We start from the raw sequence: 17,826 nt of genomic DNA, 5'->3' as shown, positions 1-17,826 counted from the left end.
TCAATGCAAATCATAGAAATTTCTGTTTTACCCGAAGAAGCTGCTAATGAAGTTTTATTAAAAACGATTATTGGTAATCAAATCCGTAAGAAAGAGTTTGATTTTAGAGTAATTAAACGCTCCATTGATGCACGTAAACGCATTGTTAAATTCAATTTAAAAGTTGAAGTTTATATTAACGAGACCATTCCTTCCACCATAAAACAAACCATTTATCAAAATGTTACTGATAAACCAAAAGTTAATGTGATAGGTTTTGGTCCTGCAGGAATGTTTGCTGCACTTAAACTGATTGAATTAGGCTTTAAACCAATTGTTTTAGAACGAGGAAAAGATGTAAGAAGCAGAAGAAGAGATTTAGCCGCTATTTCTAAAGATCAAGTGGTAAATCCAAACTCTAATTATTGTTTTGGTGAAGGTGGTGCTGGTACATTTTCTGATGGCAAACTTTATACCCGCTCAAAAAAACGTGGCAACATCGACGAAATTTTAACCATTTTAGTAGAACATGGAGCAACAGAAAACATTTTGGTTGATGCTCACCCTCACATTGGTACAAACAAGCTCCCTCAAGTTGTTACTGCAATAAGAGAAACCATATTACAATACGGTGGTGAAATACATTTCAACACACAAGTAGTTAATTTAAAAATTGAAAGCAATCATCTAAAAGGAGTCGTTGACCAGAACAACAATGTTTTTTTGGCAGATAACACCATTTTAGCAACAGGGCATTCTGCTAGAGATATTTTTTATCTTTTACACAAAATGAAGGTGTTAATTGAATCTAAACCTTTTGCTTTGGGAGTAAGAGTAGAACATCCACAAGAATTAATAGACCAAGTTCAATATCATTGTGATATTAGAAGTGAATATTTACCTCCTGCTTCTTACAAGTTGGTTCATCAAGTTAAACAACGCGGTGTATTTTCTTTTTGTATGTGTCCGGGCGGTATAATTGCCCCTTGTGCAACTGCTCCTGGCGAAATTGTTACCAACGGCTGGTCTCCATCAAAACGAAACAACCCTTTTGCTAATTCGGGAATTGTAGTTACTGTTGAGCAAGAAGATATTGAACAGTTTAAAGCCTTTGGACCATTAGCTGGATTAAAGTTTCAAGAATCTGTTGAACGAGCTACATTTATAGGTGGAAAAAATAATGCCGAAACCAATTTTGGTCAGGTTGCTCCAGCACAACGATTGATAGATTTCATTAATAACAAGACTTCATCTAATCTTCCTAAATGCTCGTACAATCCAGGAGTAATTTCAGCTCCTTTACATGAAATTTTGCCTCCGAAAATTGTTTACCATTTACAAGAAGGCTTTAAAGCTTTTGGAAGAAAAATAAACGGTTACTTAACCAAAGAAGCTATTATTGTTGCTGTTGAGAGCAGAACATCATCACCTGTTAAAATTCCAAGAGATTACGAAACGTTGGAACACCCCGAACTAAAAGGTTTATATCCATGTGGTGAAGGTGCGGGTTATGCAGGAGGGATTGTTTCTGCTGCTATTGATGGGCAAAAATGTGCTAATGCTATTTCTTTAAAAACAATTTAGGAAAGTTTAACCCCAATAATACAAACATCGTCAACCTGCTCTAACTCTCCTTTCCAATTCATAAAAAACTGTTCTAACTCAATTTTTTGCTCATCCATCGTTTTATCTTGAATAGAAAGTAGTAATTCTTTGAATGGTTTGTACATCATTTTTTTTCCTTTATCTCCACCAAATTGATCAGCATATCCATCCGTAAACAGGTAAATGGTATCGTTCTTTTGCAATTCAATGGTATGATTTTTAAAAGGATCTTGTTTAAAGTGTCTTCCAATAGGTTGTTTGTTGGGTTTGTATTCTAGTAGCTCGCTACTGCCTTTTCTCGCTATCCATAATGGGTTGTTTGCTCCTGCCCATTCAATAGCACTATCTAAAACCAAATTTCTACCAAATTTAACCAACGAAATATCCATTCCATCTCTAACCTCCATTTCTTCACCACTTTGCTCAAAGGTTTCAATAACCAATTCTCTAACCTTATCTAAAATTTCGGCTGGTTGAGTTAAATGAAATTCGCCAACAGCTCTATTTAAAGCACTGTTACAAACTACGCTTACCATTGCTCCTGGAACACCATGTCCTGTACAATCTGCAGCAGCTAACAAAATGGAATCTTTTAATACTTCCATCCAATAAAAATCGCCAGCAACAATATCTTTTGGTAAGTACAGTACAAAACCATCTTTTAAATGTTTTTTCAATTCGGTTGAAGAAGGCAATATAGCATCTTGAATCCGCTTGGCATAGTTAATACTATCGGTTATTTCCTTACTCTTTATTTCTACTATCTCTTTCTGTTCTTCAATAATTTTTTTCTGTCCTTGACTAACCTTGTATCGTTTATAAGTAAAGCCTCCAAAAATTAGGAGTATCATTACTCCTCCAAACAAAGCATATCGTTGTGTAGTTTGTCGTTTTATTTGTTCATCTTTAACAGATAATTCTGCTTTATTAACCTTATCCTTCTCTGCAATTTTAATACTATCTGCAATTAATTTTTTTTCATATTCATATTGAAATTGCTTTTGTAACGATGTCTCTTTAATAGATTGACTATTTACGCTATCCTGCATCGTGAAGAATAATTCTTGCATCATATAGGCATTTTTATAATCACCTTTTTTGAGGTACAACTCCTTCATTAATTCTGCTGCGTTTTTCAATGCTTCTGGATATCCAATTTCTTTGGCTAAAGCAAAACTCTGCTGAGCATTTTCAAAAGCTTGTTTGATATCTCCCAAAGCAATATATGTCCTACTAATATTTGCATATCCATAAGATTGATTGTCTGTTTCATTAATTTGTTTAAATAAATCTAAAGCACTTTTTTGTTTGGCTAATACTTTGTTTAAATCTATCTGTTGTTCTTCATTATTAGATTTATACAAATCCATTTCAACCAATGATATCTTTGTTGTGGTTGCAGCAACTCCACTTAAATTACCTATTTCATTGTATATTTTAAGACATTGATTAAAATAATCAAGCGCTTCAGTCAATTTATTTTGCTTCATGTAAATTGATCCTATATTACTATAAAGCCTAGCTACACCTTTTGGAATTCCACTTTTTTTCTCTAACAATAATGCTTCGAAAAAATATTTATATGCTTTGTCTAAATCATTTTGTTTAAAATAGATACCACCAATATTATTCAGTGCTAAAGCCATTTCCCTTTCGTTTTTCAACTCAGTATTTAACTTAAGTGATTGATGATAATAATCTAATGCTTTTAAAATATCTCCTTGAAGTTTATTGATATAACCCAAATTATTCAAGGCTGTTGGAACCACATCGTTATTGTTAATTTCTCGACTTACCTCTATAGCTTTGTTTAAATAAATTTTTGCTTTTTCAAGATCATCTTCCTTAAAATATAAGAAGCCATAATTGTTATAAGCAGAAGCTAAATACTTTTTATAGATTTTAAGTGCTGATTTACTCTTTTTATTTTTTTTAATTAACGCATTTGCCTCTTGAAGAAGAATTTCATTGTAGTTTATCCAAATCTCGTGTTCACAATCGGAAATAATAATGGTAAGCAGGTTTAATCTTGAAGAATCACTAGTAGATTTATGGTATTCGGTAAGAAGTGAATCAATTAAACTTCGATCTTGAGGTGTTAATTCTTTTAAGTCAAGTGAATCGACTAAATAAAAATCTTTTGGGGCAAATGTTTGGGCATTAGATTTTATGCCAAAACCTAAAAAAATAACAACCAGTAGAATTGTCCATTTTTTCAATTAGTTAATCTTTTCATTAATAATGTACGTTGGTCGTTGTTTAACGCTCTCGAAAGTTCGCCCAACATATAAACCCACCATACCTAAAACTGAAATAATGGTTCCTGATAAAAATGAAAGTAAAAGCAAAATACTTGACCAACCAGGAACAATTACATTGCTAAATATATACAAAATAACCATACCAATTGCGGCTATTATAGAAATAATTGATAATAACACTCCAAATTTTACCGCTAAACGCAAAGGTTTGTCCGAAAAAGTTAAAATGGTATCCATAGCCAAACGCAATCTTTTTTTGAAAGAGTAGGACGACTTACCATCTTCGCGTTCGGCATGTTCAATTTCTACTTTCGTGTAATTAAATCCAATCAATTGCTGCAACATGGGGTAATATCGGTTATGGTCTTTTACCAACGCTAAAGCATTTACTGCCTTACGGTGATAACACACAAAGTTGGCTACTGTTCTATCTTGCTTGGTTTCGGTTAAGTAACCTAAGGTGCTATAAAAAATTCTGGATAATATTTTTTTAAAGAAATCGTCTTGACGGTTTTGTCTGCTAGCACAAACAATTTCATACCCTTCTTTTGCCTTGTTATACAGTTTGTAAATCTCTTCAGGTTTATCTTGTAAATCGCAATCCATGGTAATTACATACTCGCCTTTACTCGCATCTAAACCCGCTTGTATAGCATGTTGTTGTCCATAATTTCGGCTCAATTTTATGCCTTTTACTTTTGGATTTTTGTTGCAATTTTCTACAATTTTTTGCCAAGAATTATCAGGACCACAATCTTCCACCAAAATAATTTCAAAACTATCAGTAAGTTGAGAAACCGAAGCTACAATACGCTCCACCAATTTATCTACTATATTTTCCGCTCTGTAAACAGGGCTAACTATAGATATGTGGACGTTTGTTTCCATCTTATTTTTTTGTGCAATATAAGGTTTGGTGGTGACCTAAATTCAATGGTTTTGAAATGGCAAACATTGTTGCAACCATCAATTTATAAATTCCTGTTACCAAGGCATTACTTTCTGGAGTATCTACCGCTTTTAACTGATAGTTATGGTTTTTTACCTTAACCACATTTAAACCTTGCATTTCCAACAATTTAATTAACGATTTATTGGTATAATGCTGTAAATGGTGGTGATTGTACAACCTATCGTGAGCAGTGGGAAATCCTAAATTATTTAAAAACCTAGCCACACGATAAATTAAGCTACCATTGTTAATTGTGTTTACCACAATTACACCATTTGGCGTAATGGATTCAGCCATTTTTTTAATGAACAAATGTGGGTCGATAACATGCTCAATAACCATAAAACTGGTAATGATGTTATACCCTTCTTTAAATTCCATTTCTAAAAAATCGCCCGATTCAAATTTGATGCCTGGATGCTCATTTTTTATAATATCGATACCATTCAATTCTGGTGCATCGTTTTTGTATTTTGACTGAAGGTGTTTTAAAAAAGCACCTTGTCCACAACCTACATCAGCCAATTTAATTTTGTCGTTACCTAAAAACCCTTTTGCGGTTTCGTAAACGTTTTCAAACAAAGCAAAATCAGGGTTGGCAAACCAATTTTTGTGTACCGTTAAATAATAATCGTCGCTGTACGATTCTTCTTCAGCTCTTGGAATAACCGTATAGGTATGGTCGCAAGTGTTGCACTTGTACAACGACATGCGTTGATTTTTTAAAAAAGTATCTGTTCCATAACAGATTCTACAACTTGTATTTAAGGTTTCTTGCATGTAATCTTTTATAATTTACTTTTATCTTTTAATTCTTGCAACAATCGGCTTTGATTTAAAATCTCCACGTATTTGCTTTCCATATCGCGCTCAAAGATACAACGTTTAAATTCATTTAAGATGTTCACAAAATGATTTTCTGCATCCACCTCGTAATTAAACACTTCTCCTTGAACCTCTAAAGTGATGTTTGGTTTAAAATCTGCACCAGGAGTAAATGCTCGTTGTGCTGTAATTTTACCTTTACTGCCCCACAATTCGTAATTGCATTGATAAAAATTATCGAAGCCAAAAGCCACTTCGCTAAATGCTCCGGTTTTAGATTTTAAATACGCTCCGCCATAAATATCTACTACGGTATTTTCGTAGTTTAAGTTTGATGCAGCCACCGTTAAATCGTTGCCTAAAAACAACTGACTGGCTCTTACCGTATAGGCTGCAGCATCGAGCAAAGCACCACCACCTAAAACCTTGTTGTACCTAAAATTATCGTTTGCCAATGGCGGAAAACCAAAAGAACTACGGAAACAACGCAATTCGCCAATTTTATTTTGAGCTATTAAATATTTAACAAATGTATGCTGACCATGATACAAAAACATAAAGTTTTCCATGATGAGCAAACCTTTTTCTTTGGCTTTTTGCACCATCACCTGAGCCGAAGCATAACTCATGGCTAACGATTTCTCTATTAAAATGTGTTTACCTGCTTCCAATGCTTTTAACACCCATTCTTCATGCAAACCCGTTGGCAAAGGCATGTAAATGGCATCGATGTCTTTCCTGTCTAACAATTGCTGATAACCCACCACAGCCTCGCAATTAAACGCACTAGCAAATTCGTTGGCTTTTTGTTCCGTTCTACTGGCAATAGCCACCAACTCCAATTCTGGTATAGCTAAAATTGCAGGTACAACACTCCTTTTAGCAATGTTGGCACAACTTAAAACGCCTATTTTTAGTTTATTCATCGTTTTTGTTCGAAAGCATAAAAATAGTAAAAAAGAGTTGATAATAATCTATGAGGCTAATGATTAGCTTTTGGTTAATTTTCAATACATTTGAAAATAGAGAAACCATATATAAATAAGTTAATTTAAAAATGGGATTAATAGTTGATATACGTAAATATAACATTGACAACATAATCAATGAGTTAGTCGAAGCTTCAAAAACTAAAGTTAATTGGTTGGGAAAAGTGACTGATAAATATATGGACTATTTAGAAGAAACAACCAAGTATTTAAAGACTGACTTGAATGCACATATAATTGCCGACTTCTTTGTTTATTTAGTTGATAATTTGAAATTCAAAGAAGGGTTGAATAACTACTCAAAAACTCTTTCAATTAACAGAAACTCCTTTGTTATTATTCTCCTTGAGGATGATATTGAATCCATTTTAAACAAAATTAACAAGTCAGACTTTATTTCTGATTTTGAGAATTTCTGCAAAGAGCTAAATGGAGAATATTACAATTACAATACTGACCTTTTGAATGAAACCATTAGAAAATTGAAATCAATATTTGATGAAATAGATGAAAATAACGGACTCATTATTAATGTGTGTTGAAATATCCTTTTATTGTAATTTTACCTTGTGAAACTAAGCATCCACCCCTATTTCCTAGAATTTATTCATCCTTTTGCTTTAGCACATGGTACACGAACAGGTACGCAGTTGGCTTTTATAAAATTGGAGTTGGAGGGTATGGTAGCTTATGGCGAAGCATCGTTACCGCCCTACCGAAAAGAAACCTTTGAATCGGTTAAAAAATGGGTTGAACAGCAACACGAAAAAGTGGTTAAATTGCTTGCAACGAACCCTTTTGAAAATCCAACAAACATTCCTTTTTGTAAAGAAAATCCATCAGCTTCGGCAGCTTTACAATCGGCTGTATTAAATTGGTATGCTCAAGCAAAAGGAAAACGACTTATTGATTTTTTTGAGCAACCCACCTCAACACCCGAACTCACTTTAACCATTACCAAAAACGATTTACCGTTTTTAGATGAAAAACTGGATTTATCGCAACATTTTACCCATTTCAAACTAAAGCTAACGGGAAAAAGTGACGATTTGGATTTTGTAAAAGCCATACGAAACCAAACGGACTTGCCTTTTTGTATTGACATCAACCAAGGTTATGAAAACAAAGAAGAAGCTATCAAAATCATCGAAAAATTGGAGCAACTAAATTGCATATTAATTGAACAACCGTTAAAAGATACCAACCACGACGGACATTATTGGCTAAAACAACGAACCTCCTTGCCCATTATCGCCGACGAATCCATTCAACAATACAATGATTTGGTACAATACCACGAAGCGTATTCGGGAGTAAACATCAAATTAATGAAATGTGGAGGGCTGTTTCAGGCACAACAAATGCTTCATTTTGCTGAACAAATCAATAAAGAAACAAAGTTTATGAAGTTGATGGGTTGTATGTCGGAATCGTCGTTGGGCGTATATACTGCTGCGGTACTTGCCTCCCAGTGTCACATGGCTGATTTAGATTCGCCTTATCTCAATACCAACGACCCATTTGAATGTTTTGAAATTAAGCAGGGGGAGATTGTTTTAGATAATGTTTCCATAAAAAACAGAACATTATTTTAAATCACAAAAATCCATTTTTAAATTAATTTCATTCCTTGCTTGACAAGGAAACCAAAAAGATCATTAAAACTGGATTCCTGCATGCACAGGAATGGTAATGGAGATATTTCTATCTAAATAAACTTCACTGCCGAGAGTATACTCCTCGATTGAATATTAAGGTAATTGTTATACTTGATAAACGACTTCAACTGGTTTAAGGTCATCCAAATGTATTTGTCGGGCAAATGGTTGTTAAACTCCTCTCCCACTTCAACAATCATGTTTTGGTTTTGTTCTTCAAAAAATCTTCCACCTTCTTCCGATTGGTGTGTGTTGTACCGAACTTTAGCATTGTACTTTTCTGATTCCAACACGTATTCTAAAAACGCTACTTCGTATTCGTTTAAGCCCTTACGGTAATTACCTGTTAAGCACTGAACAGTTGGTGCCAACTCGATAATATCAAAATTGCCCGACTCTAATTTGGCTTGCACCAGAAAATGATAAACGCCGTTTATTTTTTTAATGATAAAAGCAATCATACCCTCTTGAGCAGATTTAACCAAAGGTTGAGTCCAACTACTTACTTCTCTATTTCCTATTTCTGCTCGAACAGCAATGACCGAAAAATATTTTTTGTCTTTGTGGTAAATCGAATAATCATCTTTTTGCCAATCTTTAATCGAATTTAACGGGATTCTTTCTACTTCTAATTCGGCGAACGATTTTAATTTGGTTATCCACGATATAATATCTTCGATGGAGTGTAAAGCATTTTTGGTATCCAACTCCGACAACAGCAAGGCATTCTCATACGTATCGGCTTTGTGGTAATTTTCCACACTTGCCAAAGTAGTAATATCACCAAACGGGATACCAGAAATAACAGTTCTAGTATCCATGTTAATGATGTTGTCGTGTGTAAGTAATTCTTTAATCTGACCCAAGGTTAACCAACAAAAATTTTCTTTTAACTCCACTTCAGAGGTTACCTCAACAATAATATTACGATTTCTTTTCTTTAAAAATCGAGCTCCTTGTTCCGATTGTAGTTGGTCTAACAGCACTTTTACATCGTTACGTTTATCTAAAAAATACTCCAAATATGCTGGCGGATTACCTTTGTGTACTTGTGTGTAATTACTTTTGGTTGCTTGTAATGTTGGTGAAATTTGAACGGCATTAATGTTCCCTGGCTCAATTTTGGCTTGCATTAAAAAACACAATACTCCGTTTATCTTTTTAGTGATAATGCCTAAAAATCCAATTTCAGGTTGATTAATAATGGGCTGCGACCATTCGGTTACATTACCCCAATTGGTTTTAATGTGTATGCCCTCAATAGAAAAAAACTTACCCGATGAATGTTCTAAATTACCTGTTTCAGCATTGAAATCCCAATTCACCATTTCAGAAAAAGGGATAGCTGTAATTTTATGATGGGTTTCTTTTTTCTTTTCTTCCAACCAACTATAAAAGTCGGTTAAACTCATCAACGAATTTTCAATTGTTAACGCTGATTTTAGGAAGTTGTATTTAATGGCATCGTTCATGGTTAGCTAAAGTAATCATATATTTTTTTTTATCTATTTTTTAGACAACTATTTCTCTGCTTACTACCTAAATCACTACTAAAAACAATTTTATACCTCTCTGTTTTACAGCTGTATAGGGAAAAATAAATTTGGAAACAATAGTATCTTTGTTGTAAATTAGGACTTATTATATTAAAAATATGATTCAAGAACCCATTAACCTTTTAGAAGAATTAGATAGTGCATCAAATCTGCACACCTTAAAAAGGGATGATATTGATGCTTGAGTTTGCAAAACGTATAACTACCGTTTTAAAAATTGAGCGTACCAACGTTTGGTTATTTAATGAACAAAAAGATGCCATTATTTCTATTGGAGAATACGATACAAGGACAAAACAATTTTCTAAAAACAGCATTATCCATCAACAAAATTGTCCCAATTATTTTAAAGCCATTAATAGAAATAAAATAATAACCATAAAAAATGTACTCGAACACCCTTATACCAACGAGTTCAACAATACCTATTCCATTCCAAACGAAGTAATTTCGTTAATGGATATTCCTTTGCGGATTTCGGGAGAATTGATTGGTGTTTTTTGCTTTGAAAAAACCGGAAAAATAGAACGTGTATTTACCGAAGAAGACCAAACATTTGCCATGAGTTTAGCCATTGTTGTAGCGTCGAATTTAGAAGCCCGACACCGCAGAGTTGCTCAACAACAATTAGAGTTGGCATTAAAAGAAAAAGAATTGTTGATTAAAGAAATTAACCATCGAGTTAAGAATAATTTATCCATATTAATAAGTTTACTTCGTTTGGCTAAAAACCAACAAAAAAATGCTAAAGTACCCGAAGTGTTGACTGAGTTTGAGCAAAGAGTAATGGCTATGCTCAAAATTCATGATTTACTGCATCATACACATAACTATACCACTGTAAAATTAGCTGAATACATTCGAGAATTAACCGATGAATTTAAACACTCTTTTAATCAAGTTAAAATAATTAGCGAAATAAAAAATGTTGACCTTGAAATGAGTTCGAAAGATGCTTTACATATTGGATTGGCGGTTACAGAAATCCTCTTAAACAGCATTAAATATGGTAATCAAAGCGATAGTAATTATCATATTTTAGTCACATTAAAATCTTTGAATGGAAAAGTAACCCTAACGATTAGTAATAATGGTAAATCGTTTGATTTTGATAAAAAACTCAAGCAACAAACACTTGGTCTTTCAATTATAAAAGATTTGCTTGAAAATTTAACGGTTAAGGTAAAATACCCTGATAAAGAGCATTGTTGCTACGAGATAGTGTTTTAATTTTAGCAAACAAAAATTAATTAAAACGTAACCACATAGGTACATAGTTTAATCTAATCACCACTATTATAAAGATTCTTTTAGGAGAACAATAGATGCTCCCGATAAATCGGGAGAGCTATGAAATCTAAAGTGTTTCTTACAGCATTATAACCTATGTAACTATGTGGTTTTATTATTAAAGTGAGAGTTCACTTTTTTATTACTTAAATCCAGGCATTTTTTTCATTAGCAAGGCAAAAACCAAGGCATTAAACAATCCCATAAAAACCAATCCAAACATGGTCCACATGGCTTGGAAATAAGGTGATAACATGGTTTTTATACCAAACAACTGATTAAAATAAGTTTCAACCAATGCCTCTTTACTAAATGATCCTGCCTGAATCATTTCAGTAACTTTCTCATTTAAAACAGCAATTTTTTCGTTTTGCATTAACACAAAAAAATTAGCGTCTATTTTAGCGTAGTACACATAAGTGATTACTGCAACAATAACTGCAAAAAAAGCAGCCGTTCTTGCTCCTGCTTTAAAATCTTGAATAAACGATGTTTGGTTGCCTTCTGCAATTTTATTGCTTCTCATTCCAAAAAATATGGTAACCAGCAATAATAACATGTATATGTAACGAATGTAGTTTTCCATATCGCCATGCTGCATGTTTAACGAGAAAATAATCAGCTTAATGATTAAGGCAACAATAGAAAATGTTATGGCTACTTGAAATGGATTTTTTAACAAAATAATAAAGTTTAGTAGGTTAGAAGTTTAAGAGTTTAGTTTTTAGTGTATAGTATTTTGTTTTTGGTGTGGTTATCTATACACCAAACACCAGAAACAAAATACCATCTTTAAATTAATTACCCATTCATCGAAGCTAAAAACTCTTCGTTGTTAATGGTTTTATTCATTCTATCTCTTAAGAATTCCATGGCTTCAACAGGGTTCATGTCTGCGATGTAGTTTCTTAAAATCCACATACGTTGAGTAATATCGTTACCTAATAATAAATCTTCTCTTCTTGTACTTGACGAAACAATGTCGATAGCAGGATAAATTCTACGGTTAGATATTTTTCTATCTAACTGAAGTTCCATGTTACCTGTTCCTTTAAATTCTTCGAAAATAACCTCGTCCATTTTAGAACCAGTTTCTGTTAATGCTGTAGCAATAATGGTTAACGAACCACCATTTTCAATTTTACGAGCAGCACCAAAGAAACGTTTTGGTTTGTGTAATGCATTTGCATCAACACCACCCGAAAGCACTTTACCTGATGATGGTGAAACGGTATTGTAAGCTCTTGCTAAACGAGTTATAGAGTCTAATAAAATTACCACATCATGACCACACTCTACCAATCGTTTTGCTTTTTCTAAAACTAAATTAGCCAATTTCACATGTTTTTCAGCAGGCTCATCAAAGGTTGATGCTACAACTTCTGCATCAACGCTACGTGCCATATCTGTAACCTCTTCAGGTCGTTCATCAATCAATAATATCAATAAATAAACCTCTGGATGATTTTCTGCAATGGCATTAGCTACTTCCTTTAACAAGGTAGTTTTACCCGTTTTTGGTTGCGCTACAATCATACCTCGTTGCCCTTTTCCAATTGGAGTAAATAAATCTACTACTCTCGTTGAAAGGGTTGAGTTTTTATGTCCTGTTAAGTTTAATTTTTCTTGAGGAAAAATAGGTGTTAAATAATCGAAAGGAACTCTGTCTCTTACAACAGCAGGCTCTCTATTATTAATGGTTTCTACTTTAATTAATGGAAAATATTTTTCTCCTTCTTTTGGCGGACGAATAGTTCCACGAACGGTATCTCCTGTTTTTAACCCAAATAATTTTATTTGAGATTGTGACACATAAATATCATCCGGTGAGTTTAAATAATTGTAATCAGATGAACGTAAGAAACCATAACCATCAGGCATAATTTCCAAAACACCTTCGCTGCTTACAATGTTATCAAAACTGTATAAACTTTCTTCTACTTTTGGTCGTTGTTCTCTTGGTTCTCTTGGTTCGCTGTTACCATTTTGTTCTCTCGGTGGTCTTTGCTCGTTATTTCTTGGAGGTTGTTCTGGTCTAGTTGGTCTATTCTCAGTTTCTTCTCTTGGAGCAGCTGGCGTTCTATCTTGTGGTGATGTTTGTTTTGGATGATTATGAACTGGTTTTTTGGGAGTGTTATCTTCCTTTCTCTCAGGTCTATTTTCTGGTTGAGCTGGTCTATGCTCTACTGATTTTTGTTGATTTTGCGGAACTGCTTGTTTTTCTTTTTGTTCTGCTATTGGTGGCATTGGTTTAAATAAATCTGGTTTTTTATCCGATTCATCCGATGGCAATCTTTTTCTTTTTGGTTTTCCACCATTTGTTGATCCATTTGATGATCCAACAGGGATTCTTTTTCTAGGTTCTTCTTTTTTATCCACTTTAGCAGGTTTTAATGCTTGTTGATCTAAAATTTGATAAACCAACTCTTCTTTTTTTAGTTTGTCGAATTTTTTTACGTCTAATTCTTTTGCTATATCACGTAATTCGTTAACTAGCTTTTTGTTTAATTCAATAATATCGTACATGTATTTTTATTTTCTAAATAATCGTTAGAATGTGATTTTTTTCTACAAGAAATAGTAGTTATATTGATAATGAATGAGGTAATATGAACTTGCTTTGAACTGTAAAAATTGTTTGATTCTTTTTTCTATCAGGAGTCTGATAGTACAATAGTACGAATTAAATTGAATACAAAATAATTATTACATTTTTTTTTTGAATAATTACTTTAACGTCTTTGCGGGCTTGACCCGCAATCTCATTACTTATTTAAAAAATACTTCGCATTAATCTCATTGTAATCTTTTCGCCAACTTAGTGCTGCTTCTAAATAAATGTGTTCTAATACAGGTTTATCGTCGGTTAAAACCATTGCATCATTTAAGATAATACTTGTTGGTTCAATTTTTTTATGGATTATTGCTGATGTTGGGTTCAATTGATTTTTTCCACAAATAAACAGCAAGTTACGATTGCTTTCTTCTCCAGTTGTTGCATACAAATCAATTTGAAATCCCTCTTTCACCAATGTTTTATAAATTGACCGAGCCGCCATGCCTTTTTTGTTTTTTATAAACCCATAAAAATTTACAACCAACAATCCGTTGGTGTTTAAGTTATGTTTTATTTCAGCAAAAGCCTCCTTGGTCATTAAATGTACTGGCGGAGTTTCGCTGTGGTACAAGTCGTAAATGATAACATCATATTTTTTTGTAGTGGTATTGATGTAATGACGGGCATCATCAACTACAACATTCACTTCATCATCAATAAAAAAATATTTTTTAGCTACTTCTTCAATACGTTGGTCAATTTCTACCACATCAACATCTAACCCATTTTTTACTAATTGTTTGTACAAGGTTCCTCCTCCTAAACCCAACAATAAGGTTTTATTATTTTTTGAATAGGAATTGATGTTGTACGTTAACAAATCGACATATTCCCAATAACTTTTTTCAGGATTATTTTTGTCCATAATGGTTTGAGAAATGTTATTTACCATCAACTCTCTGTAAACTTTATTATTTCCGTAAGTTCTATCCACTACCTTTAGTTCCCCTAGAATTCCCTCCGATTGGTAAATGATTTCCTGATTGGTTTTAGGTTTAAAATCATAACTAATTAAAGCAAGTAGTAAAAAAGGCAACATTGTTTTAACTGTTTTGTCATTATCAACTTTCTTCTCGTCATTGCGGGCTTGACCCGCAATCCCATTGTTCAGATTGCGGCTAAATGCCGCAATGACGATAGAACTAATCACCACCAATAAACCATAACCATAAAGTGTTTTAGCAATCCCAAATTCTGGCAACAAATAAAAACCAACAAAAAAAGTGGTTATAATTCCACCAAAAGTAGAAACCGCATATACCGTTCCACTACTCTTACCCGAATTATCGTTTTGTTGTGTTAAAAAATTGATAATAAGTGGCGATGTTGCTCCAAACAACACCAACGGAAAAAACAAAAAACTAAACAAGGAAAATACCGTTCCGAGCAATACACTAAATTGAATGGTAACAGGCAAAACCACTTTACTTATTAATGGAGTTAATGTAACCAAGCACCCTGCTACTAACATTACCCAGCAAATAAAAGCAGCCGACTTAATTTTAGTAGAAAAATAACCGCCCAAATAATACCCCACCATTAAAGCTGTTAAAGTAATACCCAACACCGCAGCCCAAACATAAATAGATGTGCCAAAATAAGGTGATAGAATTTTTGCACCACACAACTCTACACACATTACTGCCCCGCCTTCTATAAAAGCCAATAAAAAAAGTTGTTTTGTTAAGTTTTTAAACATAAATATTTGTTTTATAAATCATTAGACAACCCTTGATATTGTTAAAAAAGTACTTTTTTATCTAAAATATGTTAAATATCATAAAAAAAGTAAGTACTTTTACTTAAGTATTTAACTAAATAGCGATCATCCTATAAGAGAACTCTCTCTAAACCGCTAAAACATTATAAAATTAACTATTATGAAAACGATTTTTACACTTGTTTTAATTTTTGTTGGAATTGGTTTTTGTTTTTCACAAACAAATTCAGAAGAATTGGAAGTTATAACAATGGATCAAACAACTAAAAACATTCAATCTGACCAAATTGTAATTGAAGAAATAAACTCCGAGCGTTTAAACAGAGAATCTCTTTTAAATCCTAAAAATAGTACCATTTATGATCCAAATGATATTTATCTGAAAGAACTTGAAATAATTAATAGTACTAAAAATATTTCAACTGTCGACCCAAACTAATTCCTTTTACAATGAAAAAAATATTTACATTTTTAGCTTTATCCATTTTAACTATCAGTCTAATAGCTCAACCTGCAAACGACAATTGCGCAAGTGCTACTGTTATAACTTGGAATGGAGCTGCAAAATGCAGTAACACCACATCTGCAACAACACAAGCAGGAGAAACTTTAACATGTATTCCTGGGGCTACACAAACAGCTTGGTTTAGTTTTGTTGCCTCAAATGATACTGCAGTAATAAAAACTACTAATTTTACAAGTGGTGGTTGTGTTATGCGATACTCCATTTTTGGTCCAAACCCTACTTGCCAACCAACTGGAGGTGCTTGTAGTGGAAATGTTACCAATAGTGAATTAACTTGGACAGGTTTAACTGTTGGAGCAACCTATCTAATACAAGTAAGTTATTTATCTGGTGGAGCATGTGGTGGTAGTGCTACTAATTTTTGTTTTGCAGTTTACGACCCTCTTCCTCCTGCGCCTAATTATGGCTCTACATGTGCTTTGGCTTCACAAATGTATGTATCAGCCACCTGTTGGGATGTGCCTAGTGGAAATACTTCTGCAGTAACTTGTAATTGGACGCCTGCAAGTATTGATCAATCTTGTACTGCTGCAAATGATGCTGTTCAGTGTGGTTATTGGGCAAAATTTACAGCAAACTCTACTTCTACTACTATTGATATGGTAGATTTTAATGGTGCTCAAACTGCAAATTATTTTGATATTTCAATTTATACTGGCACCTGTGGCTCATTTACTCAAGTGGATTGTAGAAGTGTTGATAGTAAAAATAATGCTTATAGTATTACAACAACTGCTGGAACCGAATATTACATGCTAATTACTACAGGTTCAGCTTATTCGGGAACGACAATGAATGTAAGTATTTGTGGTGGAGCATGTACTGTACCGCCAAATAACAATTGTGCCTCTGCTATACCTGTAAGTTCTGGTGTATTATATACCGGGAACACATCTTGTGCAACACCAGATGCAGCTTTATGTTCTGGTTCAACCGAGAATAATGTATGGTATAGTTGGACAGCTCCTGCAACTTGGCCTGCTGGAGATCCTGCCTTTATTATTATGTTTAATCAAGATTGTTATTTAGATAATGCTTTAACATACAGCAGTGGAACTCAATTCTCTCTGTATAACTCCTCGGAGGTTTGTGGAACAATTACTGGCGGAGTGGGTGAATGTATGGTCTATCACAACCCTGGTAATGCAGCAAATACTTATGCAACATTTGTTCCTGTAGCTGGTCAAACTTATTTATTAAATTTTGATGGATTCGGTGGTGATGCTTGTACATTTAGTTTTCAACTCAATAATGCTCCTGTTTTGCCCATAAAATTACTTGATTTTTCTGCTGAATACTTAGATAAAAAAGTACAATTAGATTGGATTACAGAAACAGAAATAAATAATGATTTTTTTACAGTTGAAAGAAGTATTGATGGTGTCATCTTTGAAACAGTATCAATAATAAAAGGTGCTGGAAATTCTAATAATAGATTAACATACTCTTCTAAAGACTTAAAACCAAAAAAAGGAACTTCATACTATCGCTTAAAACAAACAGATTATGATGGAAAATATTCTTATTCTTCAATTGAATCTGTAATAATTAAAGACCGATTTGAAGGCTTCTCCGTTTTTCCTAACCCTGTTACTGGTAATGGGTATTTAGCTTTTAACAGTTCTGTTGAGGATACTAAGACAATTGTAATTTATGATATTTCTGGAAGATTGGTATATGAGCAATTGTTTAATATTCAAAAAGGCAATAATAAACTAACCTTGGAAACACAAAACTTAACACAAGGAATGTATTTTATTAAAATGATTAACGAAGATGGAGTTAACCTGAAATTTATTAAGGATTAAGAGACTAGTTTAATTATTACAAAAAGAAAAAGGAAGAACA

Annotated in this window: 14 protein-coding genes; 6 read left to right on the top strand and 8 right to left on the bottom strand. The window is 33.3% G+C overall.

The window, feature by feature from the left end:
• The first annotated feature begins 3 nt into the window (after nt 1-3).
• Nucleotides 4-1,563 carry an FAD-binding protein gene (locus H6589_03475; GenBank protein ID MCB9173645.1) on the top strand — a complete coding sequence of 520 codons (1,560 nt, stop codon included), beginning with the start codon at nt 4-6 and terminating at the stop codon, nt 1,561-1,563.
• Here H6589_03475 and H6589_03470 read toward each other — a convergent pair.
• The 4 genes from H6589_03470 to H6589_03455 are packed head-to-tail and all read right to left on the bottom strand — an operon-like array spanning nt 1,560 to nt 6,548.
• Nucleotides 1,560-3,803: a tetratricopeptide repeat protein gene (locus H6589_03470; protein ID MCB9173644.1), complete on the bottom strand. Its 2,244-nt coding sequence runs from the start codon at nt 3,801-3,803 to the stop codon at nt 1,560-1,562. The two genes, H6589_03475 and H6589_03470, sit on opposite strands and share 4 nt — an antisense overlap.
• Nucleotides 3,804-4,733: a glycosyltransferase family 2 protein gene (locus H6589_03465; GenBank protein MCB9173643.1), complete on the bottom strand. Its 930-nt coding sequence runs from the start codon at nt 4,731-4,733 to the stop codon at nt 3,804-3,806.
• A gap of 1 nt (nt 4,734) precedes the next feature.
• Nucleotides 4,735-5,577, bottom strand: a complete 843-nt coding sequence (locus H6589_03460) for a class I SAM-dependent methyltransferase (protein ID MCB9173642.1) — start codon at nt 5,575-5,577, stop codon at nt 4,735-4,737.
• Nucleotides 5,578-5,585: 8 nt separating this feature from the next.
• Nucleotides 5,586-6,548 (bottom strand): Gfo/Idh/MocA family oxidoreductase, encoded by a 963-nt coding sequence (locus tag H6589_03455; protein ID MCB9173641.1) that lies wholly within the window; start codon nt 6,546-6,548, stop codon nt 5,586-5,588.
• Between the two features lie 131 nt (nt 6,549-6,679).
• On the opposite strand from H6589_03455, the gene H6589_03450 reads away from it, so the two are divergent.
• Both H6589_03450 and H6589_03445 read left to right on the top strand, forming a co-directional pair.
• Nucleotides 6,680-7,153 (top strand): hypothetical protein, encoded by a 474-nt coding sequence (locus H6589_03450; GenBank protein MCB9173640.1) that lies wholly within the window; start codon nt 6,680-6,682, stop codon nt 7,151-7,153.
• Between the two features lie 27 nt (nt 7,154-7,180).
• A complete protein-coding gene (locus H6589_03445) occupies nt 7,181-8,206 on the top strand; it encodes a hypothetical protein (protein MCB9173639.1) in 1,026 nt (341 codons plus the stop codon).
• Nucleotides 8,207-8,319: 113 nt separating this feature from the next.
• On the opposite strand, the gene H6589_03440 is transcribed toward H6589_03445, so the two are convergent.
• Entirely contained in the window at nt 8,320-9,741 is a 1,422-nt protein-coding gene (locus H6589_03440) for an NDP-hexose 2,3-dehydratase family protein (GenBank protein ID MCB9173638.1), read from the bottom strand.
• Between the two features lie 261 nt (nt 9,742-10,002).
• Here H6589_03440 and H6589_03435 point away from each other — a divergent pair, with 261 nt between their 5' ends.
• Nucleotides 10,003-11,055 (top strand): ATP-binding protein, encoded by a 1,053-nt coding sequence (locus H6589_03435; protein MCB9173637.1) that lies wholly within the window; start codon nt 10,003-10,005, stop codon nt 11,053-11,055.
• A 202-nt stretch (nt 11,056-11,257) separates the two neighbouring features.
• On the opposite strand, the gene H6589_03430 is transcribed toward H6589_03435, so the two are convergent.
• From H6589_03430 to H6589_03420, 3 genes are all read right to left on the bottom strand, one after another.
• The gene (locus H6589_03430; GenBank protein ID MCB9173636.1) at nt 11,258-11,797 is read right to left on the bottom strand and encodes a DUF4199 domain-containing protein; all 540 of its coding nucleotides are present in this window, start codon (nt 11,795-11,797) and stop codon (nt 11,258-11,260) included.
• Between the two features lie 119 nt (nt 11,798-11,916).
• Nucleotides 11,917-13,641 carry a transcription termination factor Rho gene (gene rho / locus H6589_03425; protein MCB9173635.1) on the bottom strand — a complete coding sequence of 575 codons (1,725 nt, stop codon included), beginning with the start codon at nt 13,639-13,641 and terminating at the stop codon, nt 11,917-11,919.
• Nucleotides 13,642-13,880: 239 nt separating this feature from the next.
• On the bottom strand, nt 13,881-15,431 hold the full coding sequence (locus H6589_03420; protein MCB9173634.1) for a fused MFS/spermidine synthase: 1,551 nt from the start codon (nt 15,429-15,431) through the stop codon (nt 13,881-13,883).
• Between the two features lie 181 nt (nt 15,432-15,612).
• Here H6589_03420 and H6589_03415 point away from each other — a divergent pair, with 181 nt between their 5' ends.
• On the top strand, nt 15,613-15,891 hold the full coding sequence (locus H6589_03415) for a hypothetical protein (protein ID MCB9173633.1): 279 nt from the start codon (nt 15,613-15,615) through the stop codon (nt 15,889-15,891).
• 11 nt (nt 15,892-15,902) lie between these two features.
• A complete protein-coding gene (locus H6589_03410; GenBank protein ID MCB9173632.1) occupies nt 15,903-17,786 on the top strand; it encodes a T9SS type A sorting domain-containing protein in 1,884 nt (627 codons plus the stop codon).
• The last annotated feature ends 40 nt before the right edge of the window (nt 17,787-17,826 follow it).

The sequence above is a fragment of the Flavobacteriales bacterium genome (assembly GCA_020635795.1).
Lineage (GTDB): Bacteria > Bacteroidota > Bacteroidia > Flavobacteriales_E > Vicingaceae > Vicingus.
This window is presented reverse-complemented; position numbering and strand designations above follow the sequence as displayed.

Coding starts and splice junctions, on each gene's coding strand:
- H6589_03475 (MCB9173645.1), top strand. CDS start 4: ATGCAAATCATAGAAATTTCTGTTTTACCCGAAGAAGCTGCTAATGAA.
- H6589_03465 (MCB9173643.1), bottom strand. CDS start 4,733: ATGGAAACAAACGTCCACATATCTATAGTTAGCCCTGTTTACAGAGCG.
- H6589_03460 (MCB9173642.1), bottom strand. CDS start 5,577: ATGCAAGAAACCTTAAATACAAGTTGTAGAATCTGTTATGGAACAGAT.
- H6589_03455 (MCB9173641.1), bottom strand. CDS start 6,548: ATGAATAAACTAAAAATAGGCGTTTTAAGTTGTGCCAACATTGCTAAA.
- H6589_03450 (MCB9173640.1), top strand. CDS start 6,680: ATGGGATTAATAGTTGATATACGTAAATATAACATTGACAACATAATC.
- H6589_03440 (MCB9173638.1), bottom strand. CDS start 9,741: ATGAACGATGCCATTAAATACAACTTCCTAAAATCAGCGTTAACAATT.
- H6589_03435 (MCB9173637.1), top strand. CDS start 10,003: ATGCTTGAGTTTGCAAAACGTATAACTACCGTTTTAAAAATTGAGCGT.
- rho (MCB9173635.1), bottom strand. CDS start 13,641: ATGTACGATATTATTGAATTAAACAAAAAGCTAGTTAACGAATTACGT.
- H6589_03420 (MCB9173634.1), bottom strand. CDS start 15,431: ATGTTTAAAAACTTAACAAAACAACTTTTTTTATTGGCTTTTATAGAA.
- H6589_03415 (MCB9173633.1), top strand. CDS start 15,613: ATGAAAACGATTTTTACACTTGTTTTAATTTTTGTTGGAATTGGTTTT.
- H6589_03410 (MCB9173632.1), top strand. CDS start 15,903: ATGAAAAAAATATTTACATTTTTAGCTTTATCCATTTTAACTATCAGT.